Here is a 13,124-nt window from a genome sequence, read left to right as displayed (position 1 = left end):
AAACAATTTTCAATATGCCCCAAAGAAATGCCAATGTTTTTCGCGGCAGCGTTAATTTTGCTTAAAATTGCCTACTTTAAAATATTATTATGGAAAAAGTGATCCTGCTCATGTCTACTATTCTTCTTTTTGCCTGTAAGCCGGGTGTAAAAAAAGACGAGGCACATTTTACTGCTAATGATAAAAGCACCACGACTTATTATATAATAAGACATGCAGATAAAGACACGACAGCTTCTGCCGGTAATGATCCCGCACTTACTGAGCAAGGTGAGGCCAGAGCCCAATTCTGGGCAGAGCATTTAAAAAATGTTGATTTTGATGCAGTTTACAGCACAGATTTTAACCGTACGCGCAGCACTGCAAAACCTACCGCAGAAAAAAACGGATTAGAAATTACGTATTACAATCCTTCTTCGCTTTACAGCGAAAAATTTCTTGACGAGACCGCCGGTAAAAACGTATTGATCGTGGGTCATAGCAATACAATTACTTATCTCACTAATAAACTTATAGGCAAAGAGCGCTATAAAGAAATAGACGAATCTGTTTATGGAAATCTATACGTTGTGTCTATTAAAAATGGTCGTGCGCGAGCAGAACTGAAGAATCTTAACAATTGGGACAAGAAGAAACAGTAATATCTTTAAGTTCAATCTTAGAGAGCAGTTCTAGTTTACCTTCCTCAAATAAAGAGTCAAGATCTTTAAGAGGTGGGCACTGTTCTTCCGGTTTAAAATTGTTATAATCTACAAACCGCACACCGTTTATAACTCGTGTATTATAAGCTTCGCGAAAGCGTGTACCACCTTCATTAACCTGATAATTATAAGCAAGATAATCTACGGTAAAGTCGGTTTTATTGATCCAGTACATATATTCATCCTGAAAATCTTCACCGCCGCCCTGCTCATCAAAAGTCACCTTGATCTCGTAGTAATCCTTTCCTTTAATAGAAGATTCACCCAGAAGTTCTTTATGCACAGATGGTGAATCCAGACCATAAGGCAACATAGCAAAATAGTGAACAGAGTTCACAGAACCTGCGTAACTTGTACTTAGAGAATCAGGAAGCTTAATAGTTTTGCTCTGTTCAAAACGCGTAAAACCATCATTTGTGACCACATCCTTAATGCTGCTGCAATCTGGATCTGTACAGCTCATAAGTTGATAACTTCCCTCCTGTCTCACGGCTCTATAATATTTATCTCTAAAGCGAAATGTTACTTTAGCATTGTCTACAATATCACCACCAGATTTTTGTATAGTTGTTGTAATGATTTTTACAGCTTCGCTCTGTTCAGTATTTGAATTACAGGAAGTAAAGCTTACTACGATTGCTACTATAAAAAGGAAGGGAAAGGTTACTTTTTTAAATATCATTGAGCTGTTTTTTCTAAAGTATTTGTCGGCTGTTTTTTAAAATAATAATACCAGATCGTAAAAATAAACAGTATTTCTGCAATTATAGAAAGAATAGAACCTTCAAAACCAAAAGCGCCACCATTAAATGTATTGGCTTCTGCGATCTTAAATTCTACAAGCGAGTAAAAATCCTGCCCGCTCACATTAAAACCAAGCAACGACTGAAAGAAATTCCAACCCAGATGTAAACCAATGGGAAACCACAAATTCTTAGTGTAGATGTACGAAATTCCTAAAAGGATTCCCGCCAGAAAAAGATCAATAAAACTAAACAGATCCATATTGGGATTTGCCAGATGCATTGACGCAAATAGCAATGAAGAGATTACAAGCGCCACATATTTATTAAAACTGATCATTAAATTACGCAGAATATAACCCCGCAACAGCACTTCTTCTAGCACCGCCACACTTACAAAAAGTAAGACAGACAGCAGTAATTGAATTCCGTCATAGAAAAAATTGGTAAAATTTATCTCATTAAATGCGATCAGGATCAGGAAACCTATGATCATAATTACGCCGCCGCCTAGCACGCCAACGAAGAATTCTTTTAATCTGTCTTTTATTTGAAAACCTAGTTCTACAAAAGGAAGCCTGTCTACATACCGCATAAAAAGCCACAAAGTAAGTAACGTGGCGGCCAGTGTTAAATAAGAGCCATAAACTTCTCTAAAAACATTCTCTTTATCAGCAGAGTCGCCAAACTCATATCCCGCCAGACCATAACCTATCAGCTGAAAAATGGCTATAATTAAAATATAAGGAATAATTAAAAGTAAAATGTAAATCCACCCGCGGTGTTTGGTTTTCATAAATCTAAAATTTTGAAAGCTGCTTTTTTAACTTTCTGCTTAAGGTGAGCGAAAAATAGTATTTTTGTATAACCTATGAATCAGAACACGATAAATATAAAGAACAAGCGTGCGCGCTTTGAATACGAGATACTCGATAAATATGTCACAGGCATCAAACTTGCCGGTACAGAAATAAAGTCTATTAGAGAAGGTAAAGCCTCTATCGCAGAGAGTTTTTGTGAATTTAATAATAATGAGCTGTTCATTATAAATATGACCATTCAGGAATATTCTCACGCGACTTATTTTAATCATGATCCTAAAAGTGCGCGTAAATTGTTGCTCAACCGTCGCGAACTTAACAAACTTGAGAAAGAAGTAAAGAATAGCGGACTGACAATTGTGCCGCTAAAAATGTTTCTTAATGATCGCGGACTGGCAAAACTGGAGATCGCTCTGGCGAAAGGAAAAAAATTATACGACAAGCGGGAAACCATCAAAGATCGAGACAGCAAGCGTAATCTAAGCCGAATAAAAAAGGCATTCAACAATTAGATTTTAGCTAAAAATCGACTTCTTTTAACCCGATTTTCCTCCTTATTTTACCGATAATTCAAGAACCTCGGCGCAAGCTCGAGATGTACGAGTCGGAAATTCATTATTCATTTTGAGGCATCGATAAATATTGGGAGGGGAAATTAACCCTTTAGAGGGTTTGGCTGCAACTTTTATAATGTTGCTCAAGTCTTTACTTGTAAATTTAGCAACATGATCAAAAAACTACTTTTCATTTTCATCCTGCTCTTAAGTTTTCAAAATCAGGCGCAGATTACGGGTGAAATTACTTCTACAACAGGCGAACCTTTGTCGTATGTGAATATTTACATTCAGAATTCTCGCAAAGGTACGACCTCTAACGACACTGGAAATTATCGTTTAAACATAGATAAAACCGGAAATTATACGGTGGTTTTTCAGTTTCTGGGTTTTAAGACCAAAAATGTAGATGTTGCGGTTGATGAATTTCCTTTTACATTAAATGTCGAGCTTGAAGAAGAAATTACTTCGCTTGATGAAGTAATGGTAAATTCTAATGAAAATCCCGCAGATCGCATCATTCGTAAAGTGATAGAAAGCAAGGCAAGCATTCTTGAAAAGCGAAAAGCCTACACCGCAGATTTCTACTCTCGCGGAACTTATCGCGTAAAAGATCTCCCAGAAAAAATACTGGGTCAGGAAATAACAGATATTGGCCCCGGTCTTGATTCTACCCGCAGCGGGATTATTTATTTAAGCGAGACTATTTCTAAAATCGCCTACCGCGCTCCAGATGATTTTAAAGAAAAGATAACCGCCAGCAAAGTGAGCGGCGACGATAATGGTTTTAGTTTTAATAGCGCCCGTGAAGCTAATTTTTCGTTTTACGATAACACGCTCGAGATAAATACGCAGCTCGTCTCCCCTATCGCAAACAACGCTTTTAATTATTACCGCTACAAGTTGGAAGGTTCTTTTTACGAAGGCAGTAAATTGATAAATAAAATCAAGGTCACACCCAGGCGCGCAAACGATCGTGTCTTTAACGGCTACGTTTATGTGGTAGAAGATGACTGGCAATTATACGGTGTAGAACTCAATACAACCGGCGCTGCGATACAGGTTCCGTTTATAGAAAACCTGCTTATAAAGCACACTTTTCAGCTAAATGAGGAGGAAAATCTCTGGGTTAAAAAAGTGCAGACCATCGATTTTAAGTTCAAACTTTTCAGTTTTCAGGGCGACGGGAGGTTTTCTGCCGTGTACAGCAATTACGATTTTAGTCCGCGATTTGATGAGAAAGATTTCAGTAATGAAGTGCTCAGTTTTGTTGAAAATGCCAATAAAAAAGACAGCTTATACTGGCAAAAGATAAGGCCAATCCCGCTCACGCTTGAAGAGCGAAAAGATTATGTGCTAAAAGACAGTTTACAGATCGTGCGCAAGTCTAAAAAATACTTTGATTCGGTCGATAATAGGCACAATAAAGTCGGTTTTTTAGATCCCATAATGGGTTATTCTTATACAAATACGTACGAGCGCTGGCGCTTGAGTTACGATGGGCCGCTGGATCAAACAAGTTTTAACACCATTCAGGGATTTAACAGCAGCGCCGGCATTTCGTATTCCAGTTGGGAAGAAGATTATAAAAGTAGTTTTTACGCTTTCGCGAAAGCGAACTATGGCCTAGATGATGACCGACTGCGATTCACCAGCGGAATCACAAAAAGATTTAACCGCTCAAACCGAAGCACGCTGAGTCTGGCCGGCGGACAAAAAGTAGAACAATTTAATGCTACAGAGCCTATTTCTCCATTGGTAAACAGTCTGGCTACGCTTTTTTGGGAACGGAATTATCTAAAAGCATATGACCTTACTTTTGCGCGGGCAGCTTACAGCGAAGAAGTTTCTAATGGAATCCTATTATTTGCGCGTGCCGGTTATGAAAAGCGACAGGGACTTTTTAATACTACAGATCAAACGGTTTTTCCGAAAGATGAGATAGCGTACTCTTCTAATAATCCGCTGGCTCCGGCTGATTTCAATACTACCGCTATCGATAATCACGATCTGGGGAAACTCGATCTTGTCGCGAATATCACTTTTGACCAGAAATACATGAGTTACCCTGATGGGAAATTCAATATTGGTGAGTCAAAATATCCCATGCTTTCGCTTGCAGTAGAGCAAGGTTTTGCAGCATCAAATGGTGATTATAATTTCACCCGTTTTGGTGCAGGATTAACACAGCAAATTGATGTGGCAAACAAAGGAAGTTTCTCCTACAGCCTAAAAGGCGGAACTTTTACGCACGGCGATAATATAAGCTTTGTAGATTATAAACACTTTAGCGGCAACCAGACGCATGTGAATCTTAATAGCGATTATTTACAGCGGTTTAATTTGCTGCCTTACTATGACTTTAGCACCAATAAAAGCTATTTTGAAGGGCACATTCAGCATAATTTTAAAGGTTTTATTCTGGGCAAAATTCCCGCTTTGCGCGCACTTAATTTTAACCTGATAGGTGGCGCGCATTTTTTAAGCACTGTAAATAACAAACCTTATTCTGAACTTTCTGTGGGAATAGATAATCTTGGTTTTGGGAAATTCAGATTTCTTAGGGTTGATTATGTACGCTCTTTTTATAATGGAAGCAGTGACGGCGGTTTTATGTTTGGAATTAGTTTTTAGTTCTGCTGCATCATTGAGAAAGAATTTTTAAATTTCTGTTTTAAAAAACCAACCATTACTTCTTGCTTAGATGAAAACTACTAAACCCTCTCTTCTTATTCTGATTATTGCAATTGTTTGCTTTTCCTGCACCGAGGACAAAACCATAAATCTGACAAAAATGGATGGCTTTCCACCCGATTTTATGGGTTGCAGCTGCTATTTTGCGGAAAATGAAACCGATTTTAAAGCGCAGCAATTCATCTATGTAGATAGTTATGAAAGCAACCCGGCTTATATTTCAGTAGATAATAAAGTCATAGAATTGGGCGATGACACAGAAGGTTATGAAGTGAAGTTTGAAATAACCGATTCTGTGCAACTCGATACAGAATTATGGCATAAAGAAGGAACTGTTACTATAACAGACAGTACTGGCGCTATGGTGACAAGATCAATTTATGGGGAGTGCGGCTGCTAAAATTATACGATATGAAAAAACTATACTCTGCAATTTTCACGATTTTAACCCTACTCTTAATTACAAGTTGTAAAAGTGAGTCGGTTGACATGGAAATAAATGTAGAAGAACTCACCATTGCAAAAATTCACGAGGCTTATAAAAGCGGTGAATTCACTGCCGAAGATCTCGTAAACGCATATCTCAACAGAATAAAAGAACTCGATACGTTTACAAATGCCATCACTGCCATTAACCCTAAAGCGATTAAACTCGCAAAACAAAGTGACTCCTTATTTAAAGAGACAGGGAATCTAAAACCGTTACAGGGAATTCCCATTCTGGTTAAAGACAATATAAATGTGCAAGGATTGCCCACAACGGCTGGTTCTTTAGCGTTACAAGATTACATTCCGGAAAAGGACGCTTTTATCATTAAAAAGTTAAAAGATGCCGGTGCCATAATTCTGGCAAAAACTAACATGGCAGAATGGGCTTTCAGCCCTATGCATACCGAAAGTTCGACGGCGGGAACAACGCATAATCCGTACAACCTTGATTATGTACCCGCAGGATCAAGTGGAGGAACAGCTGCTGGAGTTGCAGCCAATTTTGCCGTGATAGGTCTGGGTACAGATACGGGTAATTCTATACGTGGCCCTTCTTCGCACTGCGATCTGGTAGGTTTTAGAACAACTTTGGGCTTGATAAGCCGAAGCGCGATAGTTCCGCTTTATTTGCGCAATGACGTTGTTGGCCCAATGGGAAGAACAGTTACAGACGCTACAAAAGTGCTAGAAGTTATGGCCGGTTATGATCCTACAGACTCTATTACTGCGCATTCAGATGGAAATATACCGGAAAATTATACCCAATTCTTACAAAAAAACGGACTAAAAGGAGCGAAAATCGGTGTTTTAAGCCATCTTTTTGGCGACGATACAGATCCTGAAATAGTGACTTTATTCAACAAAGCAATGAAAGATATTGATTCGTTGGGCGCTGAAATTATTCCAAATGTGGTGATTCCAGATTTTGACGAACTGCGACAAGATCAATGGTGTTCTGCTTTTAAAACTGATCTTGAGAATTTTCTTTCCACGTATGTGAAAAACGATACGATCAAAACAATTAAAGATGTAATACGAATTGGTACAAATTCAGACTTTGCCCGTCAACGGCTTACTTCTTCCGCAGAAAGCGAAGAAGGGAGATATGGTCATCCTGAAACGCCTTGTCTCGATGCTTATCATGATGAGCGCCGCATTGCCTTTCGCGAAGCTATAGAAAAAGTAATGGACTCGCTTCAACTTGACGCTTTGGTGTATCCTACCTGGCGCAACAAACCGGCTCATATCGCCAATTTTCAGGAAGAGTATAAAGGTGATAATAGTCAGATAATCGCGCCACATACCGGTCAGCCGGCTTTTACTGTTCCTATGGGTTTCTCTGGTGATAATTTGCCTGCAGGAATTCAGTTTTTAGGCAGAATGTTCAGCGAGCCAACTCTTATTAAACTTACATACGCTTATGAGCAAGGGACGGATCACAGAAAGCCGCCGGTAATAGAATAGGAAAGTAACTATTTAAGTCAATAAACTGGCTGATAATTGTTTATATGTTAAAAATGACTACCTTTTACTACGTAATCAGCAACTCAAAATTCTCAAGCTGATGACATAAATAGTAGTTCTTATCATGAAACAATTCTCTCTCCTCCTATTCCTTTTTGCAACTCCATTATTCATTTTTAGCCAGCAAATAAGCGTAGTAACCCAACTCGAAAACAGCATTAATGAAACATCAGGATTGCTGTTTTTAAATGGAAAAACAATCACCCACAATGATTCTGGTGGCCAGGCGGCCCTTTATGAGATTGATGTTACCACAGGAAATGTAAACAGAACGGTTACCGTTACAAATGCGACAAATGTAGATTGGGAAGATATTACCCAGGACGAGAATTATATTTATGTAGGGGATTTTGGAAACAATAACGGCACTCGAAAAAACCTGAAAATCTATAAAATTTCAATTCAGGACTATCTTAATACTCCTGATGAAAAGGTTACCGCAGAGATGATCAACTTTAATTATACAGACCAAACTGATTTTACTTCAAGTCAATATGCAACCAATTTTGATGCTGAAGCTTTGATCGCCTATGAAGATCATTTGTACATTTTTACCAAGAACTGGGGAGACCAGAAAACAAATATTTATGAAGTATCAAAAAATCCCGGCACTTACACCGCAGATAAAATTGATACGATCAATACTAACGGCTTAATAACCGGAGCAGATTTTAATCCGCTTACGCACAAAATAGTTTTAACGGGATATTCGCTGATTTTTCCCTTTGTGGTGGAGTTATTTGACTATTCTGATGGATTATTTTCTAACGGAACCGTAAAAAAATATTCAGCTTCTAATTTGGGCGGCAATTCATTTCAGATAGAAGGCGTAGCAGCTATCTACAAATTGAATTACTACATTTCTGGTGAAAAGAACGATTACGGCAGGCCGGCGTTGTATAAACTTACAGTGTTAGATGATGCTCAACCGCCGGTAGAAACGCAATTAGAAATCAATATTAATTTTCAAAATGCTGCCACATCTGTACCTGAAAATTATCTGGCTGATACGGGTTCCGCTTATAGCGAAAAAGACAATGGTTACACATATGGATGGTTGGCTAAGGATGATCTGCAACCCCTTGATCTTTCTAAAAATACGCGAAATAGAAATTTGAATAGTTTATCAACGCTTGATAATACGCTGCTTCATATGCAATATGGCGATACCGGCGGCACCAGCGGAACAGCCACAACAGGTATCTGGGAAATCGATCTTGCTACGGGGTTTTATGAAATACAAGTGACTGCTGGCGATGGCACAATTGATGGCCCGGGTTCAACACCTTCTCACACCATTAATGCCGAAGGAGTCAACGTGATCTATAATTATATTCCATCAGGATCGCCCGGTTCTAACACTCGTTTTAAAACCGGAAAAGCAATTGTTTTGGTTACAGATGGTAAACTTACAATAGATGCTGAAGGTGGTTTTAATACTAAAATTGATTACTTATCTATTAAAAAAGTAGATGAGCCAGCTCCTGTTCCAGAAATAGCTTCCGCCTTTATTAATTTCGCAACAGCGACAGATACACCACCAGATGGCTATATGACTGACTCTGGTCTGGGATTTGCAAACCAGGGAAATGGAGCAAGTTATGGGTGGCTTAACAAAGTAACTTTACAACCTGTTGACCTTTCAAAAAACACCCGAAATCGTAGTAAAATCGGCGTTTCTGCACTAAAAAACACCCTTTTACACATGCAATACGACGATGTAGGCGGCAGCAGTGGCGTTACAATAGAAGGTGTATGGGAAATTGCGCTTCAGGATGGATTTTATAAAGTTGAAGTAGGCGTAGGTGATGCTGCTATTGATGGCGCAGGAACTACACCATCACATACAATTAATGCTGAAGGAGTTAATTTAATTAATGCGTTTGTTCCATCTGGTGCTGCGGGATCTGCTACAAGATTTGCTACAGGAACTACAATTGTTGAAGTGCTCGACGGCAGATTAACAATAGATGCAGAGGGCGGTTTTAATACCAAGATAAATTATATAAATGTAATACCCGTAGACGCTCCCGCTCCTACTTCTGAGGTTAGCTGGGCAATGATAAATTTCTCTCTTAGTACAGATACAGCTCCAGATGGTTATCTGATAGATTATGGTCTTGGCTTTGCCACCCGGGAAAACGGCGCAGCGTATGGCTGGCTAAGTAAAGAAAATCTACTGCCGCTGGATCTTTCAAAAAATACCAGAAATCGCAATAAAAGTGGACTTTCATTATTAGAAAACACGTTGCTACATATACAATATAATAATGTAGGTGGCGCTAGCGGAATCCCCACAGAAGGCATATGGGAAATACAAGTTGTAAACGGTACTTACCAGGTTGAAGTTAGTGTAGGCGACGCTGCAATTGACGGGCCCGGCACAACACCGTCACACTCAATAAATGTAGAAGGTGTAAATCTTATAAATGCATATGAACCTTATGGAGCTGTAGGGTCTGAAACGCGATTTAAAACCGGGACTAAAAATGTTGAGGTTAACGATGGCAGATTAACGGTTGATGCTGAGGGCGGATTTAATACCAAAATAAATTACATTAAAATTAGTCCGGCAGATGCGACAACAAAAGAACAATTAACTGTCAATGAATTCACATCTAAATTAAACGAGATCAAACTATATCCTAACCCCGCTTCGTCATTTTTAGATATTAGTTATACAAACGCCCATAAACCTTTAACAAACCTGGATATTTATGATTTGAGAGGACAAAAGATATTAAGTTTTTCACCTCAGTTTTCTAGTTCAAAGCAAACATATTCTATATCTCTGGATGGCCTAAGCAATGGTATATACATGATACAGGCGTCTACTAAAAATTCAATGGTTTTCACCAAAAAGCTCATAGTTGCTAATCGGTAAAATCTAGTACAAAAGTTTATTCATCTATAGCTTTCTGCATTCTGCCTAAAATAAAAGTAGCGTCTGTAGTCTTCAGGTATTTTTACTGAATAGAATTTATTAATTATTAACCTGATCGTTATGAATGATAATAAAAATATAGAAATAGGAACTAAAATTGAAGGTCTTAAATACCATGCTGTAATGTCTGCAACTATTAAAAAGGAAAAGCTTAAGAGAAAGAACGAGATCAAAAAACTAAAAGAAAAAATACAAGAATTGCTTTTCGCGAAAGAATTCCAGATCGATTACATCCTGGCTCTGGAAGAAAAATCTGGTCTTAATTTCTCTGCAGGTTACATGCCAGAATTCATCACGCAGGAAATAAATGAGAGGCGTTAGTTTTTAAAAGTCAATTACGATCATCTTCTACACCGGCTTTTAATTAAAGCTGAATCTTTATTATCTTTTCGCTCTAGATAAATTAAGCAACATGAAGCCTGTACCTTTAGCGATGAATCCGCCAACAACTGATGTTACCATTATTAATACAATTACATTAGAAGAGGCCATTGTACTTTCAAGACAGAATGCACGCAAACGCATAATATTTCCCTATCACAAGAAAGCTTCAGATAAATTGCATCGCATGCTTAATGTGATACAACCGGGAAGTTACATCAGGCCGCACAATCACGCTGCCGAAGGTAAAAGTGAATCTGTGATCCTGTTGCGCGGTGGTATTTGTTTTATGACCTTTGATGCTTCAGGCAATTTAATAAGTCATCAGGATCTGATTGCTAACACATTAAATTTTGGTGTAGATATAGAGCCAAATGTGATTCATTCCTTTTTCGCTTTAAGCGAAGACACCGTTATTTTTGAAGTAAAACCCGGGCCCTATATTAAAGAAAACGACAAAGGTTTTGCCAGCTGGGCACCTGCCGAAAATACTCCCGAAGCCGATCTCTATTTAAATGATCTCATTATAAAAACCGGGCATTAATTAGCGATTTTTGACCTCAAAAGGCCGATTTTTAATATAATTTTGTTTTTACTAAAAACGTGGAGTAGTATTTTAATATACAGAATTGCTTTATTTACAAATTAGGAATTAAATGCTACACCGCATCAACGTTTGCGAAATGCAACTTATTCTTGCTACTATACTTTTAAACCGAAACAAGATTTTGATTTATCTCGCTAAAATTATATTTTTTGATGTCAAAATCTTTGTCTTAAAAGCGCTCCCGGCATCAATATACTTCAACGCTTAAACTTACCAGTCACTTTAATACGTATTGAAGTTCCTATGTTTTGTCAAAAATGATTTAATTTTGCTTTCAATTTATTGCAGCTTAACAATCAGGATTTTCTAATTTAAAATTCTGCCTAAGAAAGAGTTTGAAAATAACATTTTGCTTAAAAATGTTTATATTTAACAAAAATTTTTAGTCATATACAGACTATTCCACAGCTAATCAATTTCTGTATTACCATTGAAAGACCTTAGTACCCAACTCAAATCAGACATTAAAAAAATTCAACGCATTGGGATTGTACCGCAACTTCTTGATGTAGTATGCCGTACAACCGGAATGGGTTTTGCCGCCATTGCTCGTGTTACAGAAGATCGCTGGGTAACCTGCAGTACTCGTGACCAGATAGCATTTGGCTTAAAACCGGGTGATGAGTTAAAAGTTGAGACCACATTATGTAATGACATACGCCAGTCTAAAGATATTATTGTTATTGATCATGTAGATAAAGATGATATCTATTGTAAACATCCTACTCCGGCGATGTATAAATTTCAGAGTTATATCTCTGTACCTATTATAAAAAAAGACGGGTCATTCTTTGGTACTTTATGTTCTATAGATCCTAAGCCGGCAAAAGTTAACAGACCTGAAATAACGGGTATGTTTGAGCTATTTGCAGAATTGATCTCGTTTCATTTAAATGCGATTGAAGAACTGGAAGATACAGAAGCTAAACTGAAACACGAGCTTGAAACTTCTGAATTGAGAGAACAATTTATTGCTATTTTGGGCCACGATCTTAAAAACCCCGTGGGTACAACCAGAATGAGTGCAGAATTACTTCTTAAGATGAATCTTGACGAGCGGGCAACAAAATATGCAGGGATTATAAAATCTACTTCTTTTAGAATGGAAGGTCTTATAGATAATTTGCTTGATTTTGCCAGAGGACGTTTAGGAGAAGGAATACAATTAAAGAAAGAGATTAATAACAAGCTTCTACTTGAAAGCGTAGAACAAGTTATTAAAGAGATTCAGGCCATGGCACCAGAATCTAGATTAGATGTAAACATTCAACTGGATTACGAAGTAAATTGTGACAGGGAGCGTGTTGCACAATTATTCTCTAATCTCTTAGGCAATGCTATTACGCACGGCGCACCAGATAAGCCTATACAAGTTGAGATCGTAAGTACCAAAAATATGTTTTCTCTCGCTGTAAAAAATCAGGGTGAGAAAATACCACAGGTTGCAATGGATCATCTATTTCAACCATTTTACAGACAAAATTTAAGTTCGCACAAACAAGGTCTGGGTTTAGGTCTCTATATCTCTTCAGAAATTGCTAATGCACACGGCGGGCAAATGAATGTAGCTTCTACTGCGCAGGAAACAGTGTTTACTTTTATAATGCCTTGCAAATAAGCTTTTAAGTAGAATTAAAAATCGGCCGATTTTAAGATAAAATTGACC

11 protein-coding genes are annotated in these 13,124 nt (G+C 37.9%); 9 read left to right on the top strand and 2 right to left on the bottom strand.

Annotation, left to right across the window (positions count from 1 at the left end; translation table 11 throughout):
• Positions 1 to 89: 89 nt before the first annotated feature.
• Positions 90 to 641 carry a SixA phosphatase family protein gene (locus tag ACH3PA_RS14335; protein ID WP_416442993.1) on the top strand — a complete coding sequence of 184 codons (552 nt, stop codon included), beginning with the start codon at positions 90 to 92 and terminating at the stop codon, positions 639 to 641.
• Here ACH3PA_RS14335 and ACH3PA_RS14330 read toward each other — a convergent pair.
• Both ACH3PA_RS14330 and ACH3PA_RS14325 read right to left on the bottom strand, forming a co-directional pair.
• Positions 613 to 1,383 carry a DUF6503 family protein gene (locus tag ACH3PA_RS14330; protein WP_416442995.1) on the bottom strand — a complete coding sequence of 257 codons (771 nt, stop codon included), beginning with the start codon at positions 1,381 to 1,383 and terminating at the stop codon, positions 613 to 615. The two genes, ACH3PA_RS14335 and ACH3PA_RS14330, sit on opposite strands and share 29 nt — an antisense overlap.
• Positions 1,380 to 2,240, bottom strand: a complete 861-nt coding sequence (locus ACH3PA_RS14325) for a CPBP family intramembrane glutamic endopeptidase (RefSeq protein WP_416442997.1) — start codon at positions 2,238 to 2,240, stop codon at positions 1,380 to 1,382. The genes ACH3PA_RS14330 and ACH3PA_RS14325 overlap by 4 nt, the downstream gene beginning before the upstream one ends.
• Positions 2,241 to 2,315: 75 nt before the next feature.
• On the opposite strand from ACH3PA_RS14325, the gene smpB reads away from it, so the two are divergent.
• From smpB to ACH3PA_RS14285, 8 genes are all read left to right on the top strand, one after another.
• Positions 2,316 to 2,777, top strand: coding sequence for an SsrA-binding protein SmpB (gene smpB, locus ACH3PA_RS14320; RefSeq protein WP_416442999.1), 462 nt, complete (start codon positions 2,316 to 2,318; stop codon positions 2,775 to 2,777).
• A 213-nt stretch (positions 2,778 to 2,990) separates the two neighbouring features.
• Positions 2,991 to 5,453 (top strand): DUF5686 and carboxypeptidase regulatory-like domain-containing protein, encoded by a 2,463-nt coding sequence (locus ACH3PA_RS14315; protein ID WP_416443001.1) that lies wholly within the window; start codon positions 2,991 to 2,993, stop codon positions 5,451 to 5,453.
• Between the two features lie 160 nt (positions 5,454 to 5,613).
• Complete coding sequence (locus ACH3PA_RS14310; protein ID WP_416443003.1) at positions 5,614 to 5,913, top strand: hypothetical protein; 300 nt, start codon at positions 5,614 to 5,616, stop codon at positions 5,911 to 5,913.
• Positions 5,914 to 5,924: 11 nt separating this feature from the next.
• On the top strand, positions 5,925 to 7,466 hold the full coding sequence (locus ACH3PA_RS14305; RefSeq protein WP_416448261.1) for an amidase: 1,542 nt from the start codon (positions 5,925 to 5,927) through the stop codon (positions 7,464 to 7,466).
• Between the two features lie 124 nt (positions 7,467 to 7,590).
• Positions 7,591 to 10,410: a T9SS type A sorting domain-containing protein gene (locus ACH3PA_RS14300; RefSeq protein WP_416443007.1), complete on the top strand. Its 2,820-nt coding sequence runs from the start codon at positions 7,591 to 7,593 to the stop codon at positions 10,408 to 10,410.
• 120 nt (positions 10,411 to 10,530) lie between these two features.
• Positions 10,531 to 10,791 (top strand): hypothetical protein, encoded by a 261-nt coding sequence (locus ACH3PA_RS14295; protein ID WP_416443009.1) that lies wholly within the window; start codon positions 10,531 to 10,533, stop codon positions 10,789 to 10,791.
• A gap of 91 nt (positions 10,792 to 10,882) precedes the next feature.
• Positions 10,883 to 11,395 (top strand): WbuC family cupin fold metalloprotein, encoded by a 513-nt coding sequence (locus ACH3PA_RS14290; RefSeq protein WP_416443011.1) that lies wholly within the window; start codon positions 10,883 to 10,885, stop codon positions 11,393 to 11,395.
• A 493-nt stretch (positions 11,396 to 11,888) separates the two neighbouring features.
• The gene (locus ACH3PA_RS14285; protein ID WP_416443014.1) at positions 11,889 to 13,076 is read left to right on the top strand and encodes an ATP-binding protein; all 1,188 of its coding nucleotides are present in this window, start codon (positions 11,889 to 11,891) and stop codon (positions 13,074 to 13,076) included.
• The last annotated feature ends 48 nt before the right edge of the window (positions 13,077 to 13,124 follow it).

This window comes from Leeuwenhoekiella sp. A2 (genome assembly GCF_047946655.1).
GTDB lineage: Bacteria > Bacteroidota > Bacteroidia > Flavobacteriales > Flavobacteriaceae > Leeuwenhoekiella.
This window is presented reverse-complemented; position numbering and strand designations above follow the sequence as displayed.

Coding starts and splice junctions, on each gene's coding strand:
- ACH3PA_RS14335 (WP_416442993.1), top strand. CDS start 90: ATGGAAAAAGTGATCCTGCTCATGTCTACTATTCTTCTTTTTGCCTGT.
- ACH3PA_RS14290 (WP_416443011.1), top strand. CDS start 10,883: ATGAAGCCTGTACCTTTAGCGATGAATCCGCCAACAACTGATGTTACC.
- ACH3PA_RS14295 (WP_416443009.1), top strand. CDS start 10,531: ATGAATGATAATAAAAATATAGAAATAGGAACTAAAATTGAAGGTCTT.
- ACH3PA_RS14325 (WP_416442997.1), bottom strand. CDS start 2,240: ATGAAAACCAAACACCGCGGGTGGATTTACATTTTACTTTTAATTATT.
- smpB (WP_416442999.1), top strand. CDS start 2,316: ATGAATCAGAACACGATAAATATAAAGAACAAGCGTGCGCGCTTTGAA.
- ACH3PA_RS14300 (WP_416443007.1), top strand. CDS start 7,591: ATGAAACAATTCTCTCTCCTCCTATTCCTTTTTGCAACTCCATTATTC.
- ACH3PA_RS14330 (WP_416442995.1), bottom strand. CDS start 1,383: ATGATATTTAAAAAAGTAACCTTTCCCTTCCTTTTTATAGTAGCAATC.
- ACH3PA_RS14310 (WP_416443003.1), top strand. CDS start 5,614: ATGGATGGCTTTCCACCCGATTTTATGGGTTGCAGCTGCTATTTTGCG.
- ACH3PA_RS14305 (WP_416448261.1), top strand. CDS start 5,925: ATGAAAAAACTATACTCTGCAATTTTCACGATTTTAACCCTACTCTTA.
- ACH3PA_RS14315 (WP_416443001.1), top strand. CDS start 2,991: ATGATCAAAAAACTACTTTTCATTTTCATCCTGCTCTTAAGTTTTCAA.